This window comes from Mucilaginibacter sp. CSA2-8R (assembly GCF_038806765.1).
In the GTDB taxonomy this organism is placed as follows: Bacteria; Bacteroidota; Bacteroidia; order Sphingobacteriales; family Sphingobacteriaceae; genus Mucilaginibacter.
The window spans coordinates 3,680,455-3,697,102 of record NZ_CP152389.1 but is presented as its reverse complement, the minus strand read 5'-3'; the positions used below and the strand labels follow the sequence as shown (position 1 = coordinate 3,697,102).

Annotated in this window: 18 protein-coding genes and 1 tRNA gene; 14 read left to right on the top strand and 5 right to left on the bottom strand. The window is 41.0% G+C overall.

Annotated elements, in window-relative coordinates; genetic code table 11:
• Positions 1–16 precede the first annotated feature (16 nt).
• From purL to fbp, 5 genes are read left to right on the top strand one after another with little or no spacing between them, the layout of a single operon-like run.
• A complete protein-coding gene (purL, locus tag AAGR14_RS16030) occupies positions 17–2,239 on the top strand; it encodes a phosphoribosylformylglycinamidine synthase subunit PurL (RefSeq protein ID WP_342645249.1) in 2,223 nt (740 codons plus the stop codon).
• A complete protein-coding gene (locus AAGR14_RS16025) occupies positions 2,239–2,628 on the top strand; it encodes a VOC family protein (RefSeq protein WP_342645248.1) in 390 nt (129 codons plus the stop codon). The genes purL and AAGR14_RS16025 overlap by 1 nt, the downstream gene beginning before the upstream one ends.
• Positions 2,629–2,684: 56 nt before the next feature.
• Complete coding sequence (locus AAGR14_RS16020; protein ID WP_342645247.1) at positions 2,685–3,344, top strand: methyltransferase; 660 nt, start codon at positions 2,685–2,687, stop codon at positions 3,342–3,344.
• 47 nt (positions 3,345–3,391) lie between these two features.
• Positions 3,392–3,889 carry a metallophosphoesterase family protein gene (locus tag AAGR14_RS16015; protein WP_342645246.1) on the top strand — a complete coding sequence of 166 codons (498 nt, stop codon included), beginning with the start codon at positions 3,392–3,394 and terminating at the stop codon, positions 3,887–3,889.
• Positions 3,890–3,905: 16 nt separating this feature from the next.
• Positions 3,906–4,955: a class 1 fructose-bisphosphatase gene (fbp, locus tag AAGR14_RS16010; RefSeq protein ID WP_342645245.1), complete on the top strand. Its 1,050-nt coding sequence runs from the start codon at positions 3,906–3,908 to the stop codon at positions 4,953–4,955.
• 24 nt (positions 4,956–4,979) lie between these two features.
• Here fbp and rnhA read toward each other — a convergent pair whose 3' ends face one another.
• On the bottom strand, positions 4,980–5,438 hold the full coding sequence (gene rnhA / locus AAGR14_RS16005) for a ribonuclease HI (protein ID WP_342645244.1): 459 nt from the start codon (positions 5,436–5,438) through the stop codon (positions 4,980–4,982).
• A gap of 107 nt (positions 5,439–5,545) precedes the next feature.
• Between rnhA and AAGR14_RS16000 the strand changes: the two genes are divergently transcribed.
• Positions 5,546–5,619 (top strand) — tRNA-His (locus AAGR14_RS16000).
• 316 nt (positions 5,620–5,935) lie between these two features.
• Here the strand turns inward: AAGR14_RS16000 and AAGR14_RS15995 are convergent.
• Complete coding sequence (locus AAGR14_RS15995) at positions 5,936–6,349, bottom strand: hypothetical protein (protein ID WP_342645243.1); 414 nt, start codon at positions 6,347–6,349, stop codon at positions 5,936–5,938.
• Positions 6,350–7,396: 1,047 nt separating this feature from the next.
• Between AAGR14_RS15995 and AAGR14_RS15990 the strand changes: the two genes are divergently transcribed.
• From AAGR14_RS15990 to AAGR14_RS15965, 6 genes are all read left to right on the top strand, one after another.
• Positions 7,397–7,783: a hypothetical protein gene (locus tag AAGR14_RS15990; RefSeq protein WP_342645242.1), complete on the top strand. Its 387-nt coding sequence runs from the start codon at positions 7,397–7,399 to the stop codon at positions 7,781–7,783.
• Positions 7,784–8,115: 332 nt separating this feature from the next.
• Complete coding sequence (locus AAGR14_RS15985; protein WP_342645241.1) at positions 8,116–8,505, top strand: hypothetical protein; 390 nt, start codon at positions 8,116–8,118, stop codon at positions 8,503–8,505.
• A 183-nt stretch (positions 8,506–8,688) separates the two neighbouring features.
• A complete protein-coding gene (locus AAGR14_RS15980) occupies positions 8,689–9,150 on the top strand; it encodes a hypothetical protein (RefSeq protein WP_342645240.1) in 462 nt (153 codons plus the stop codon).
• A gap of 560 nt (positions 9,151–9,710) precedes the next feature.
• Positions 9,711–10,355 (top strand): hypothetical protein, encoded by a 645-nt coding sequence (locus AAGR14_RS15975; RefSeq protein ID WP_342645239.1) that lies wholly within the window; start codon positions 9,711–9,713, stop codon positions 10,353–10,355.
• Positions 10,345–11,154 (top strand): histidine kinase, encoded by an 810-nt coding sequence (locus AAGR14_RS15970; RefSeq protein WP_342645238.1) that lies wholly within the window; start codon positions 10,345–10,347, stop codon positions 11,152–11,154. The genes AAGR14_RS15975 and AAGR14_RS15970 overlap by 11 nt, the downstream gene beginning before the upstream one ends.
• Positions 11,147–11,818 (top strand): response regulator transcription factor, encoded by a 672-nt coding sequence (locus AAGR14_RS15965; protein WP_342645237.1) that lies wholly within the window; start codon positions 11,147–11,149, stop codon positions 11,816–11,818. The genes AAGR14_RS15970 and AAGR14_RS15965 overlap by 8 nt, the downstream gene beginning before the upstream one ends.
• A gap of 13 nt (positions 11,819–11,831) precedes the next feature.
• Here the strand turns inward: AAGR14_RS15965 and AAGR14_RS15960 are convergent, their stop codons facing one another.
• Together AAGR14_RS15960 and AAGR14_RS15955 are read right to left on the bottom strand one after the other, a co-directional pair.
• Entirely contained in the window at positions 11,832–11,993 is a 162-nt protein-coding gene (locus AAGR14_RS15960) for a hypothetical protein (RefSeq protein WP_342645236.1), read from the bottom strand.
• A 149-nt stretch (positions 11,994–12,142) separates the two neighbouring features.
• Positions 12,143–13,252, bottom strand: coding sequence for a metallophosphoesterase (locus tag AAGR14_RS15955; protein WP_342645235.1), 1,110 nt, complete (start codon positions 13,250–13,252; stop codon positions 12,143–12,145).
• Between the two features lie 179 nt (positions 13,253–13,431).
• Between AAGR14_RS15955 and AAGR14_RS15950 the strand changes: the two genes are divergently transcribed.
• On the top strand, positions 13,432–13,818 hold the full coding sequence (locus AAGR14_RS15950; protein WP_342645234.1) for a hypothetical protein: 387 nt from the start codon (positions 13,432–13,434) through the stop codon (positions 13,816–13,818).
• 19 nt (positions 13,819–13,837) lie between these two features.
• On the opposite strand, the gene AAGR14_RS15945 is transcribed toward AAGR14_RS15950, so the two are convergent.
• Complete coding sequence (locus tag AAGR14_RS15945) at positions 13,838–15,769, bottom strand: PAS domain S-box protein (RefSeq protein WP_342645233.1); 1,932 nt, start codon at positions 15,767–15,769, stop codon at positions 13,838–13,840.
• 148 nt (positions 15,770–15,917) lie between these two features.
• Between AAGR14_RS15945 and AAGR14_RS15940 the strand changes: the two genes are divergently transcribed.
• Positions 15,918–16,571, top strand: a complete 654-nt coding sequence (locus AAGR14_RS15940; RefSeq protein ID WP_342645232.1) for a GDSL-type esterase/lipase family protein — start codon at positions 15,918–15,920, stop codon at positions 16,569–16,571.
• The last annotated feature ends 77 nt before the right edge of the window (positions 16,572–16,648 follow it).

Genomic DNA, 16,648 nt, shown 5'->3' with positions numbered 1-16,648 from the left:
CATCAAAATTTTTACTGTGGAGCAAAACCAACCAACTACCGTTGATACCGCCAAAGATTTAGGCCTGTTACCCGAAGAGTTTGACCGTATTAAAGAGATTTTAGGCCGCACGCCTAACTTCACCGAATTGTCTATCTTTTCGGTAATGTGGAGCGAGCACTGCTCATACAAAAACTCTATCAAATGGCTTAAAACACTTCCGCGCGATGGTTCGCGTATGCTGGCTAAAGCAGGCGAAGAAAACGCGGGGCTGGTTGATTTGGGCGATGGCGTAGGCTGTGCCTTCAAAATCGAATCACACAACCATCCATCGGCATTAGAGCCTTACCAGGGTGCTGCCACCGGTGTGGGCGGTATTAACCGTGATATCTTCACCATGGGTGCGCGCCCTATTGCGCAATTAAACTCATTGCGTTTTGGCGACCTAAATCTTGACCGTACTAAATGGCTGGTTAAAGGTGTAGTAAAAGGTATTGGCGATTATGGCAATGCTTTTGGTATACCTACTGTGGGTGGCGAGTTGTTTTTTGATGAAAGTTATAACGTTAATCCGTTAGTAAATGCCATGTCGGCCGGTATAGTAATGGCGGGCGAAACTGTTTCTGCTACCTCTTACGGGGTAGGTAACCCGGTTTACATTGTAGGCTCGTCAACCGGTAAAGATGGTATACACGGTGCTGCATTTGCTTCAAAAAATATCACCGAAGATTCGGTAAACGATTTGCCTGCCGTGCAGGTAGGTGACCCGTTCCAGGAAAAACTGTTGCTGGAAGCTACGCTCGAGGTAATTAAAACCGGTGCAGTAGTGGGTATGCAGGATATGGGTGCTGCAGGTATTATCTGCTCTAACTCCGAAATGTCGGCTAAAGGCGAGCACGGTATGCGCATTGATCTGGATAAGGTGCCTACCCGCCAGGACAACATGAAGCCTTTTGAAATTCTGTTATCAGAATCACAAGAGCGTATGCTGATTGTGGTGCATAAAGGCCGCGAGGCAGATGTGCAAGCCGTATTTGACAAATGGGATTTGAACTGTGTACAGATTGGTGAGGTAACCGATACTAAGCGCCTGGAATATTTTATGCACGGCGAGAAGGTAGCTGATGTACCTGCCGAAGATTTAGTATTAGGCGGTGGTGCTCCGGTTTACGAACGTGAGTACCGCGAGCCGGCATACTATCAGGAATATCAGAAATTTAATATTGATGATGTTGCAGTACCTGAAAACCTGGTGGATGTTGCCGAGCATTTAATTGCACATCCAAACATTGCATCAAAACGTTGGGTAACCGACCAATATGACAGCATGGTTGGCACTGCTACCATGACGACCAACCGCCCGAGCGATGCTGCCATAGTTGCTGTAAAAGGCACTAACAAGGCTATTGCTTTAACTGTTGATTGTAATTCTCGTTATGTGAACGCCGATCCGCAAAAAGGTTGTGCCATTGCCGTAGCCGAGGCTGCACGTAATATTACCTGTTCGGGTGGTGAGCCGGTAGCCATTACCAACTGCTTAAACTTTGGTAATCCTTACGTGCCCGAAGTATTCTGGCAGTTTGTAGGTGCCATTAAAGGTATGGGCGAAGCCTGCCGTAAGTTTGATACCCCGGTAACCGGCGGTAACGTAAGTTTTTATAACCAGTCGTCTGATGAAGGGCCAGTATTCCCGACGCCAACCATTGGCATGTTGGGCGTGTTAGATGACAAGGATAACATCATGACGGCCGACTTTAAACAGCCGGGCGACTTTATCTATCTTATCGGCGAATCGCAAAACGACATTGCATCATCGCAATACCTGGCCTCGTACCATAAAATACAGGCATCACCTGCTCCCTACTTTGATTTAGATAAGGAGTATGCCATGCACCAGGTGATAAAAGAACTGATTAAGCATAAGGTTGTGCAATCGGCTCATGATGTAGCTGACGGCGGTTTATATATTGCTCTACTGGAGTCGGCTATGCCACTCGGTTTGGGATTTGATATTGCAACTGATGCTGATATCCGTAAAGATGCTTTCCTGTTTGGCGAAGCACAAGGCCGTGTAATAGTGAGTGTATCGCCCGAAGAGCAAGATCGGTTTACCGAAATGATGGCTACCAGCGAAATCGAATATACCTTGTTAGGTACCGTGACCAACGGTTTCTTTAATGTAGACGAAGAACTGTTTGGCCACGTAACTGATGTTAAGTTATTGTACGATAATGTATTGCATGTAGCTTTAGGCGAGTAATGTTAAAGCTTAAGCATATACATCATATTGCTGTTATTTGCTCTGATTACGAGCGTTCTAAACGATTTTATACTGAGGTGCTTAATCTTTCTGTTATACAGGAAGTTTACCGTGCCGAAAGACAGTCATATAAGCTTGATTTGGCAGTGGGCGACCGCTACCAGATCGAGCTTTTTTCATTTCCCAACCCGGCTGAACGGCCATCCAGACCGGAGGCAGCCGGTTTAAGGCACCTGGCTTTTGCTGTTGATGATATCGAAGAAGCCGTTGCCCATTTACAAAGCCATGGCGTAACGGTTGAGCCAGTGCGTATAGATGAGCTTACCGGTAAACAGTTTACCTTTTTTGCCGATCCCGACAGTTTGCCGCTTGAGTTGTACGAGGGCTGAGTATGTCCGGTATTTTCCAATTTAAACAGTTTAGCGTAAACCAGGCTAACTGCGCCATGAAGATAAATACCGATGGCGTGTTAATTGGCGCACTAGCCGGGAGCGGTTTCCCCTCCACTATTTTAGATATTGGCACTGGTACAGGCGTCATTGCATTGATGCTGGCGCAGCGTTATCCGTCATCGTCTATTACGGCGGTAGAAATGGATGATGCGGCTGCACAAACTGCTGGCACAAACTTTTCAGGGTCTCCATTCCGGGAGCGCCTAAAAATACACACGCAAAGCTTTCAGAACTATTTTGCGGAACACCCCGCGCAGCAGTTTGATTTAATCGTATCTAACCCACCGTTTTATATACAGTCTTTACCCTCGCCCAGAAAGCAAAAGGCCCTGGCCAAACATGCTGACAGTAATTTTTTTAAAGAGTTGATTACAGGCATGGCTGCGCATCTTACTGCCGACGGACAAGGCTGGCTGATTGCACCTTTAAATACCATCAGCCTTATCCTGGCACTTGCAGAACAGATAGGTTTGCATCTGCAACAAAATATCGATATACTTTCGTATCCACACTCCGAGCCGCACCGCCGTATTGTTGTTTTAGGGCAAAAGCAAACACCTGTTGCTACTACACGTTTATGTATTTATGATGCTCCCGGTGTTTACAATACTGACTACCGGACACTGCTTTCTGCTTTCTTGACTATATTTTAGGCAGAATTCGGTTTATAACATTTTTCCGCTCACATAAAATTTATAATATGACCCGGATAGGGCTTATATCAGATACTCACGGCTATCTGGACGATGCCGTTTTTAAACATTTTGCTGATTGCGATGAGATATGGCATGCCGGCGATTTCGGCACGCTCGAACTGGCAGAAAAGCTGGCAGCCTTTAAACCGCTCAAAGGTGTATACGGGAATATTGATGGCCCCGACATCAGGCAAATTTATCCCGAAAATCTTCGTTTTATGTGCGAAGGCGTTGATGTTTGGATAACACACATTGGCGGTTATCCTGATAAATACAGTCCTGCTGTAAAGCGTATTATTTACACTAAGCCCCCTGGTTTATTTATTAGTGGTCATTCTCATATTTTGAAAGTAATATTCGATAAAAAGATCAATTGTTTGCATTTAAACCCCGGAGCAGCTGGAAAACAGGGGTGGCATAAAATTAAAACATTGATAAAATTTTGCATATCTGACAAAAAAATTCATAACTTGGAGGTGATAGAATTATTAAATAATATGTAATTAATACACTAAGCCTATGAAAGCAGTAAAAACATTAGGACAATTTATCATCGAAAAGCAGGCAGATTTTCCGTTTGCCAAAGGTGAACTCTCTCGCTTGTTGCGCGACATTGGCATAGCCGCCAAAATTGTAAACCGCGAAATTAATAAAGCCGGTCTGGCCGATATTATTGGTGATATGGGCACGGTAAACATTCAGGGTGAAGGCCAGAAAAAACTGGACGTTTACGCTAACGAACAATTTATTGCAGCGCTGCAAAGCGGCGGCGAATGTTGTATTGTGGTGTCTGAAGAAAATGACGAGTATATTTATATAGACTCCGAAATTTCTAAAAATGCCAAATACATTGTAGCTATCGATCCGCTGGATGGCTCATCAAACATTGATGTAAACGTAGGGGTAGGAACCATCTTTTCCATCTTCCGCCGCAAATCAACCGAAGGTAAGGCTACGCTCGATGACGTACTGCAAAAAGGTACTGAGCAAATTGCCGCAGGTTACGTCATTTACGGTTCGTCTACCATGTTGGTGTACACTACCGGTAAAGGCGTTAATGGCTTTACGCTCGATCCATCCATTGGTGAGTTTTGCTTGTCGCATCCCAATATGATGGTGCCACAAGATGGTAATATCTATTCCATCAACGAAGGTTATTATGCGCACTTTCCGGACGGTATCAAGAAATATATCAAATATTGCCAGGTTGAGGATGAGCGTACCCGCAGGCCTTACACTTCACGCTACACAGGGTCTATGGTGGCCGATATACATCGCACCTTAATTAAAGGTGGTATATTTATTTACCCCATGACGGCGCAGGCCCCTAAAGGTAAACTAAGGTTAATTTACGAGTGTAATCCTATCTCCTTTATTGTAGAGCAGGCCGGGGGGAAAGCAACTAACGGTTACGAGCGTATCCTAGAGCTGGAGGTTAAAGAATTGCACCAGCGTTCGGCTATTGTGATAGGTTCGGTTAATATGGTTCAAAAAGCCGAAGAAATGCTGGCTTGCTTTTCGCCTCAACTTACCAAAACATCATTCGAGGGTTTAGTGACTATTCAATAATGCTATAGCTCAGGCAAAAAAACGTTACTTACTGCTTTCCATTTCAAATACCGAATCAATTAATAAGTTTTTTTGCTGAGCAGCTGCCACGGCAAGCCGGTCGCACCGTTCGTTTTCGGGGTGACCGGCATGGCCTTTAATCCATACAAAGCGAATATTATGCAGCTTACTTACCTCCAGGTAACGCAGCCATAAGTCTTTATTTTTTTTACCGGCAAACCCTTTAGCAACCCAGCCGTGTACCCAACGTTTCTCAATGGCATCAACCACATATTTTGAGTCGGAATAGATGGTAACTTGCTGGTTAGGGCTTTTAAGAGCTTCGAGGCCTTTTATAACGGCTAAAAGCTCCATCCGGTTATTGGTGGTTTTGCGAAAACCTTCGGCCAGCTCCTTATAATGTTTTCCGGCACGTAAAACAGTGCCATAGCCTCCAGGACCAGGATTGCCACTTGATGCGCCGTCTGTAAAAATTTCAATCATAAATGAGCGCAATGATAAGAAAACCGGCGTTTTTGACCTAAAGATAAATTTTAAAAAAAGAGTTTGCATTACAGGTTTAGATTTATATTTTTGTACCCGCAAGCACGGTAGATGTAGCTCAGTTGGTTAGAGCATCGGTTTGTGGTACCGAGGGTCGTGGGTTCGAGCCCCATCATTTACCCAATTTTAAAAAAAGGCTGTCTTCTTTCAGAAGACGGCCTTTTTTATTCAATTAGAGTAAGCCAACTCTCGTCAAATAATTATATTTAGTCAAGTATATGTGTTTGGATACTAAATTTTTCAACGCTAATTCATAGCAATTTCTTTGCCTTTATAAGACGAAAATCTTCTCTAACGATAATGATATTGTTCAGTACGGTTATGCCAACGTGCAACAATTACAATAACTGTTTTAAAGAAGGTTTCGGCCCTTAAAAGAAATTCGTCTCCGATTTACTTTTAAGCCAAAATTATTTAAATGTCATCATTCAAACCGATTATCCGTAAACCGGTATTTTAGCAAGGTGATACTTTTGCTGTAAGGCGTCACGGTAGTGTTGCGCCAGCAGCACGCTTGTAGGATGTGCCAATAGGGTGTTGCCAATTTCCAGGTAGCAATTTAACAAAGGGATAAGATCTTCATAGGCCCACCGTCGGCTCGTGTTGGTATCGGCCGATAGCACGCAAAAATCGTGAGCCCCGTTTTGCAGATAGCCAACTGCTAATCCGTTATGGTATAATCCCAAATCGTAAAGGCCGCCTTCGGCTTCCAGGCGCACGGTGTAATGGCATTCATCAGGCAGGCCGGTTAGCAAGCTGGCAAAGCGGCTGTCATCTAACAGTAACCTGAGTAATAATTGGTGAGTGCGTGGGTAGTCGAGCGAAAGGCGTAGAAAGTGAGTTAAACGCATGGTAACTATTTTACAAGGTTAGGAGGTAGTGCCGGTTGGTTTAGGGCTCCTAAAGCTATTGCGGTAATTTGAACCTTAGCTAATGAAAACAATTGTGGAACTTTGAAACAGTGAAGTTGCAGAAAATGATATAATGCTGCCGGATAGTATGATAACAAGTTATGAGGCGATAATTGCATGAGGTGGTGGCTGAACGTTTGTGACTCGCCAAATATAATTAATGGCCACCCTGTATTATATATATGATCGAACAGAAAATTAAAAACGCGTAAAACTACTTGCTTTTATAAAGGTGCCATAAGGCAGGCAATTGGTTTAGACCAAAAAAAGAAAACCTCCCGGCACTCGCTGTCGGGAGGTTTCAACCTAAACCTTATCACAATTTTAAGCCCTTAGGGGGCTTAGTTTGAGCTGCACAAGGTAAAATTTATTTTCAATTATTACAATAGTAAAACGTTTTAGTAAAATTTTATTATAATTATATCAAATTTGCATAATGCATGCATTTTTATAATTAGGTCGTAGCGAGAAATTTACCCTTAAAAAACTCTCCAGAAATTCAATAAATAACCAATTATCAACAAGACAGAAACTTGTAAATAAGGCTATTAGTTGCTCTCCGTAAACTAAAGACCGCAATGTGCACCGGCTGGGTCTCATGCACCCGCCGGGCACCATTGCAGTTAAGTAAGGTTTAGGCGTAATCAAATTTGATCAGCTTAAATAACGCTAACATTATTTAAGCATTAACCAAAAGGAACGGTGCTAAAGTAAAAAAGTGCCGGTTAACAAAACCGGGGGTTATTACCTGGTTTTGCAAACACGAAAATGTACGTATAAGTTAAGTTTATATAAGAGGGAATTGTACTTCATGGTGCTCATCATTTGTACAGATCAAACTCTATCGATGTAATTAAGCAGTATTTACTTATAAGTATAGCTGAATTATTATTTGATATTATTCCTAATTTTTGTGAACATGCTTTTACACTGCTTGCTATATCGCTATATATTTGCCGCCGTATTTTACCCTAAATTAATTTAATTATGCCCACTACTAATGACGAATTACCGGAAAGCGGCCGTAAAATTACGGTAACCGAAGCCGTGAGATTAACTACTAACTGGAGAACTTACCTGGATGACTCCGAATGTGATTTTCAAACCAAAGCGTTTTTAATTCCCATTGCATCTATCAAAAATTTATTAGCCATCAATCCTGATGCCGAAGGTGTGAGGGCTTATATCGGCTTAAATGATGCAGACGATGCTATGAGCGGCAAATTGGTGCTTGTGCCGGTTGTGGACGGGGAAGATGTGATTTTTCTGCCAGGTAGCAATGGCGATCCTGATGTGGAGAATGATAGTAATGTTTATGACCGAAGCCAAAATTGTCCACCTGATTGTTCGACACCAAATGAATTGAATCCGTAATTGCCTTTTATTATTTAAATTTGACTTATCTTAATCTGTTGTTCGATATAAAAAAACAATGCTTAAGGTAAGTCATGTCTCATATTTATTCTTTCTATATAGCCCCGGCAGCAGTCATTCCACCTCTCATCTTGGGTTTCCGCTATCGAAACAGATTAAATAATGCGTATCGATTTTTGTTGGCTTACCTTATTTTGTCGTTGGTAACCAGTATTTTAATGAGAGTTTTTGCATACGTCTTTCATAACAATATGATAGTCACGAGATGCTATACGGTTGTCGAATTTCCTGTCTTGTTGGGATTTTATTATTGGCAATTTAGCTCTTCGAAAATGCGTAAAGTCATCAGCAGCTTAATTGCTTTATTTACTTTATTTTCAGTAAGTATGCTTCTTGTGTATTACAAAAGTGTTGAATTTGATGATTACACTACTTCTTTAGAATCTCTTTTAGTTATCTTTTTAGGAGTGTCATTCATTTTTAGTGACCATGGCTCGGCAAGCATATCTAAAAGTTGGGCACATCATCCGGCAAATTGGTTTAACACTGGTATTCTATTATATTTTTCGGGAGCATTATTTATTTTTTTACTAACCAATTATATGATAGCTGAGAGTATATCACTCTATGATTATTTTTGGGACATCCATGCCACATTATTTTTGGGTTTAAATTTGTTGTTTAGTATTGGGTTTTTAAAAGTTAAAAGTACTGCAGTGTAGGTTGTCAATTACAAAGTGTTTGTCCTCCAATACTCCCAGTCGTCGTTCTAACAACCACAATTGGAATAACAATGATGAATGGACTAAAAAAATTTTACTACACATTCGCTATCAAATCAGCTAAATTGTAACTGATTAATTGATGGTTAAAATCGCCTTCGTATCTTATCAGTGTTTCACATTTTGAAGATACTATTGGTAAAAATTGTTATGCCTTATAACAATGTATTGTATGTTGATTTTCAATACATAGCTCCTACATCCGTGATTTTACCTCTCGCGATTGGGTTTTGTCGCTATAAAATTCTTGAAATCGACCACCAGTTTCTCACTGCTGTTTCATGTTTTTCATTATCATCGAGTGTAGTTGCTAAGCTTGCTGCTCATTTTTTTCACAACAACGTATTAGTAAATGACATTTATACACTTGGCGAGTTTCCGTTGCTGCCGGATTTTACTATTAATAACTTTCTTAAAAAAATTAAAGGATTCGTGTTAATAAAAATATCCACTTTTATTGTATTCTGTGTTTACCTAATGTTTGTGTTTGCAGGCAAAGTCCGATTCAACGATTATTCAACTGCTGTAGAAGCACTTTTGATAATATTTTTAAGTGCTATAATCATAAATGATCGTCGTAAATAATCATTAAATTATAATAAATTGAGGAGATAAGCCTGTTAAATGTATCAAGGCTGGTATACTGCTTTATTTTTCCGGATCGTTTTTCATTTCCATGTTTTCCAATTACTTTTTATTCACCCAGTCTATTAGCAATATCTCGTATAATGCACATGCTACATTTTTAGTGCTGTTAAACATTTTATTCACTGTAGTATTTATCGAAATAAAAGATACGATTATCCAGTCCGACATCGCACTGGATAATCGTATCTTCTTGCATTTAAGTGATTTTTATGTAGCCAGGAATTAGTTGACAGTGCCCTTTGGCCTAAATAACGCTGAATATGCCATGAGCGATACGTTGATGTTTGACTTTGAGTTGATGACAAAGTTTTATATCCTTATCTCCTTAGTGAAAATAATCTGATAAGGAAAGCGATATAATGTTCAACTTTTCGATAATGCTTGCCTGCTGAAAATTAATTAATCAATATGCTAAAGTTGAAAAATTACATCAAAAATTTGCATGTTTAATTTATCTTTCATGATTGTAAGTTTAAACAATTGTTTTAGGATAGGTCATGTTCCATATTTTTAAAATATACTTTGTTCCTGCTTCTGTATTAATACCATTAGCTATTGGCTTACTCCGATATAAAGCACTGAATAAAAGTTATCGCTTTTTGATAGCATTTTTAAGCTTCTCTGCCTTGTCAAGTATGATTGCGAGGGTTTTCGCTTATGTATATCATAATAATTTAATTATTATTCAATCATACACGGTCGGTGAATTTTTATTTCTATCGGGCTTTTATTACCGGCAATTTAATTCATTAATATTAAAGCGAATTATTACAGCATTTGTATTGCTGTTTGTACCATTCGCATCATATTTTATCATACATTATGCCGATAAAATTCATTATGATGATTACGGTGCTTCTATAGAAACTTTGTTAATCATATTATTGGGCATAATCTTAATAAACAATAATAGCTCTTCGTCTCAAAAATCCGAATCTTGGGCCTTAAATCCTACTAACTGGTTTAATACGGGTATTTTGTTGTATTTTTCAGGATCAATGTTTTTGTTTTTATTTGCGAATATTAACGTGGATGGCAACTCCTTAATCTATAACATTACCTCTATTATGCACGCGACCCTTCTTACACTATTAAGCGTGCTATTCACCGTAGGTTTCCTCAAAATAAAAAATGGACAATAATTTGATACTATTACTGGCTTTAGGTACGGCTGGTATGCTTTTGTTGTTTTGTTCGGTCATACTGCTGCAAATCCGCAGTCAGAACCGCATGCTAAAAATGAGGGAGCAGGCACAGCATGCAGAACTGCAGCACCAAAAGGACTTATTAACGGCTGCTGTATCAACACAAGAAAATGAGCGCCGCCGCATTGGGCAGGATTTGCATGATGACATTGGGGCTGCTTTGTCTGGCCTCCGTTTGTCGCTTGAGCTTTACTCACCACCAGTTGAAGCTAATGACGGATATCAGGCTTTTAAAGGCCGTTGCCGCGAGCAGATAGACAGTATTATTAAAGAGGTACGCCACATCAGCCATCACCTTTCGCCGGCCTTACTGAGTTTACACGGACTCGAGGCGGCGTTAAATAAACAGCTTCAATATATCAATGACAGTTCGGGTTTAAGTGCTGTGCTTAATAACGAAGCAACTGATGTGGTCGGGCAGCTTAGCCTGGAAACGGCCACCGCCATGTACCGTGTGTTGGAAGAGTTGTTAAACAATACTATTAAGCATGCCGCTGCCACTGAAATAACTATTAATATACTGGCGCAACAAAGCCAGTTACTCATCACTTACCATGATAATGGTAAAGGTTTGCCAGCCGATAATGCCGCTTTTATTAATGGCATTGGTATGCGTAATATCGAAAGCCGCTTGTCGCTTATTGGTGCGCAATATCAATTAGGCGTGCCGGGCAAAAAGGGCTTTGAAATAAATATTGAATATCCGCTTCCTCAAACCAAACCTGCTCATGCCTGATATACGCCTTGCCCTGGCCGATGATCAGCGGCTTTTTAGTGAAACTTTAAAATTACTACTGCAAACCATACCGGAGTTTGAGGTATTATTTACAGGCGATAATGCCGCCAGCTTTTTACAACAACTTGAGGCCGGCCGCATAAAACCGCAGATTGCCCTGCTCGATATAGATATGCCTGGTATGAATGGTATTGAGCTTAACCGGCTACTGCAAAAGCAATATCCGGAACTGAAGGTGATTATGCTATCGGTGCATCTGGAGGAAGAACTGATTACCAAGGTAATTGATGACGGCGCTGCTGCTTACCTAACCAAAAACTGTAACAAAGAAGAGTTGGTAAGTACCATCTTAGCGGTAAAAAAAGATGGATTTTATATTAATCAGCTCACGCTGCAGGCTTTAACACGAGCTGCTAAATCTAAAGGCAAGTCAAAATCTACTAAGGCATCTGATGTATTGCCCGCAGGTTTAACGCGGCGCGAAAAGGAAGTGTTGCTGCTTACCTGCCAGGAGCTAACCACCGCAGAAATAGCCGACAAATTATTTTTGAGCGCACGTACGGTTGAAGGGCACCGCATGAATTTGCTGGCCAAAACCGGATGCAAAAACAACGCCGGTCTGGTCATATTTGCTATTCGTCACCGTTTGTTTGAGGTAACTTAGATTGCCTATGCTGTTAGTGCTCTGGCTGCCTGTTGGCGTTGTCGCCTTTTTTCATGCCCGATGCCATACCCGACTCCGTTCCTTTAACGTTGCTTACCTTTTTTCGGTTGCGTGCCTTGGTATTATCGCTTGCTGTCACTACTTTGCTGGCCTCAGTTTTTTTAGGTGGTTTCATGGCGGTTATCATTTACAAGATTGCATGTATCACATCTCAGTAAATTATAACCTTGTAGTTTGCTACCTGTTTTAAATATTATTCCGGCTAAGGGTGCAACTGTTTCTAACTTAGTTACCGAAATCAAAGAGAATAATATTCTTTACCATTCAATTGATTTTTATGTTAAACTGGTCAACCAATGTAGTGCTATCATACAGCTCATTATTAGTTTGCATGGTATAGTACTCGCCGTATAAATTGAGGCCGTTTTGCTCTTTGCTTAGCCTTATTTTTAAAAAGCCGTGCCGGTCATCGCAATAGTTTTCGAGGGTTACGTGTTTAAAACGCTCATCAGCCGATGTAAATAGTTCGTTGCCGGCATTAGCCAGGGCATGCAGCTCGTCATAGCCACCAGCTCCTGCAACTACAAAAGTTACCGGTTTGCCATCCGGATACTCTTTTTTAAAGCGTTGGTAATTATGTACATGCCCACTAAAAACAATATCCGGGCGCACGCCAGTGTCGGCGAAAGCCTGGTTTAGAAAATCAATCATGTATAAACTCGATCCATGATTAATATCGGCAGAATAAGGGGCATGGTGTACGCAAATAATAATCGCCTTATCTGGCCGCAATGATTGTGCATATTTAAGCTCGGCTAAAAACCAATCGCGTTGTTCGGGCGTAATGCAGCCAAATTTTACCACATTACCATACAACCCGATGATGGTAGCTAAGGGTGTATCAAGAGTCCAATATATATTGGGTTGAGTAATGCTTTGCCGAGAGCTGATATGGTTAAAAGATATCTGGCGTTCTTCAGTGTCGCAAAATACAGCTCGGAAAGCGTCTAAACTTTGATAGGGATGTGCCGCGGCAGGATTTACGTCGCTGTCGTGATTACCGGCTATGGCAAATATCGGCCCTGGGTATTGGCTGTAAGGACCAAAAAATTGCTCGTCGTAATTGGGCGCCTCGCCATAACTGTAAACAATATCACCTAAGTGGTATAAAAACTGCGGCTCCTCGTTATTGTCTGATGCGGCCTGATACTGCTTCATCATCGCATTACTCACCTTACGCTGAAAATCGGGATACCTGATGCTGCCGGTATCGCCAACCATATGAAAAACCATTTGTGTTTGGTTTAAGCTAATATATTTCTCTGCCGGCATGCGGTAAGGGTAAGCTCCCGAAGGTTTAGGCAGCGGTCGGAATTTATGCTGATCGTTGGGTACGTTTAATTTGATAACGGGTTTATGCTGGTGAATATCCATAGGCTGTACAATTGCAAAGCTAAGCAATGCCCCGTAAAGCGAACGTTAATTTTAAGCTTGATGTATAGCCGACGGTTCGTTTTACATAATCACGCTTTGGGCTTGTTTATCTTACGGCTTTAAAAATTATTGCATTACTGGAATAGTTGTTGTTTCATCTAATTAAATTTGAAGTTGCTATGAAAGAAGAACAGGTAAAAAAAGTTGCGCGCGTATTGTTGGGCGCTAATTTAATTGTGGCTGGCGTAGGGCATTTAAGCTTTGCCCGCAAAGGGTTTCAGGCCCAGGTACCCAACTGGATACCACTCGAAAAGGACGATACGGTAGTGTATTCCGGCTATGCTGAGATTGCCTTGGGTGCAGCCATCATTTTAACACCAAAAAAGCATCGCGAAACTTTAGGAAAGCTGGCCGCTACCTTTTTTACTGCTGTGTTTCCGGGTAACCTGGCGCAATATCAACATCATCGCAGCGCTTTAGGTTTAAATACCGACCGTAAACGTTTTGTTCGTTTGTTTTTTCAGCCTGCATTAATATACTGGGCACTGGCCAGTACTAAAGAGTAAAACTAATGATAAGTAATGTTTACGTTTGATAGGAGTGGGGCAATGTAACGATGATCTCCATTCCTTCAAGCGGTTGACTACTTGCAGTTACAGTGCCGCCCATACCTTCTACCTGGGTTTTTACGAGGTATAAGCCGATGCCTTTGCCCGATACACTGTTATCAAATTTGTTGTAAAGCCCAAACAAATCCCGGCCAAATTTTTCTAAGTCCAGTCCCTTGCCATTATCTTTAAAAATCAGGATGTGATTTTCTCCATCGTCGTAGCATCTGATGTTGATTTGGGGAGGCTCATGGCGTTTCCTGAATTTTATACTGTTAGAGATCAGGTTGTAAAAAATACTGTATAAATAAGATTCGACAGTGTAAATATGATCAAGCCTTTCACAATCTAAATTAATGGTAGCCTTTTCTTTAATCAATGTATCATGTAAACTTACTTTAAGGTTATTGATGATATCGTTTAAACGCACCACAGTTTGCTGTTCCATGTTACGTTCGCGCAAATTTAAAATATCATTCAGGTCGTGTATCACAGTGTCCAGCGCTTCTGATGAAATCAATAATCCGTTAATGATTTCGGTGAGGCCGTCATCGTTTAAATCACCTAATTTAAACAGATTAACCAGCCCAATAATGTTAGCAGCTGGTGCTCTTAAGTGATGTGATATTACGTAGGTAAAATGCTCGAGTGCCCGGTTACGGGCCATCAGGTCGTTTATTACACGCTGTAGTTCTTGCTGACTGTGCTGCATATCTGTCTCGTGCCGCGTTTGGTCGGTAATGTCATGTACCGAGCCAATCATTTTAGTGCATTCGCCGTTTTTATCAAACACCGGCGTAATGGTCACTAAGCCCGTTTTTTGACCTGTGGGGTATTGCGATACCTCTTTCCAGTGCATGGTTTTATGCTCGCGGATGGCTGTGATATAGTTGCCCCTCACCAAATCAATTGATTCAGGCGGGATGACTTCATGCAGATACTTACCTACAATCAATTCTTGAGGCAATCCGGTAACTTCTGTAAAGGAGTTATTTACCGCAATAAACTTGAAATTAAAACCAGGTTCAACCTCAATCATATACAGCACGTCTTTTACATTATCAAAAATCAGTTCAAGCTGTTTTTCGTGAGCTTGTACCTGATCTAATGCGGCAACGTAGTGTGATACCTCATGGCCGATGAATATTACGGCTGTTACATTTCCGTTCTGATTCCTCACCGGTTCAAAAATGCAGTCAAAAAAAAGCTCCTGTCGGTTGCCTCCCCGATTTACCAAAAAACGCTCACCAGAACTTTGGAAAGTTTTACCGGATTGATACGTTTTTTTCGCGTTGTTTATTAAACTACCAAAGGCCTTGTCCTTAACAAATTTGCTGATGGGTTCATTCTGCACATTTAATAAGGTTTCGCCTATCAGGTCTGATAATCGCTGATTCATCCTTTGTATTCGCAACTCGCTACCATGTAGTACGCATGCCAGTGTAGGAGCCAACTCAAACAACCCTTTAAAATGTTCATAAGTGTCGTTTGCACCAGTTGCTTCATCAGGCGCGCTTGCTTTTTTAAGGCTGATAAGGATATATTGCTCGCTGGCATTAGGGGAGCTTAACTTTTGGTAAGTGGTTTGCCACCAAAAAAAGTTCAACTTTCCTGTCGACTTTTCTACAAACCCGTACGGTGCGGCCGGTATCACTATATCAGCTTCGGTATTTACTGCATTTTGGAGGACGTCTGAATGAAGACCCAGTAATTTGTATAAGGTGTTGTGATGTTTAAAGCAAGTAAATATGGATTGGTTAATTAACTCGGAACGCTTCAACCCGGTCAGTTCTTCAAACAAATCGGTCACTGTTACCACAGTAAAACCTACTGAGAGCTGATGTTTTACGATGATGCCGGTAGAGGATTTTTGAAATGCAGAGAAACAGGTTTCGGCAGGTAAATTCATCGTATTGCTAAATTAGCATCAAAATTTAAAATGCAATATACTATTTAAGGTGAGGATGTTACAAAGCCTTATCATATATACAATTTAAATGTTTGCAAATTTGATATGTTTGCAATACCTAAGCCTGTATAAACCAATAACATTTACCATGAAAAATATCTTATTATTTGTTGCCAGTCTTTTTATTTGTGGCTACTGCCTGGCACAAACCGGCCACCGCTTTGCCGAGGAGGTAAACACCATTAAAAATTACGATAAGATATACGAAACGCAGCCCAATGCTATCCTGTTTGTAGGTAGTTCATCCATTCGTAAATGGACGCATTTACAGGTTGCCTTTGGATCTTATCAAGTACTTAACCGGGGCATTGGCGGTGCTGTGATAGACGATATCACTTATTTTGCCAACGATTTGATTTTTGCTTACCAGCCGCGGCAAATTGTGCTTTATGTTGGCGAAAATGATTTGCCTAACGCCAATGAAACTGCTGACACTATTTTGCAAAAAACGGTAATGCTTTTTAAAACAATAAGGAGCAAACTACCTGATGTGCCTGTCGTATACATTTCTATGAAACCCAGCCCATCCAGAGATCAGTTTCAACAAAAATGTGCACAGGCCAATGCGTTGATCAGGAGCTTTCTGGCAACGCAGCCAAACACAAAGTATGCTGACGTGTTTACACCAATGCTTAAAAACGGTAAATCGAGGCCCGAGCTATTTGTGGGAGATCGCCTGCATATGAAACCTGAAGGCTATATTATTTGGGAAAATGTAATACAGCCTTATTTAAAAAAGTAAATCAAAATTATTATCATGTTATAAGCAATAAGAAGGCGTTGCTTATTTGTTGCAAATTTTTAGCTAATCGAATAACC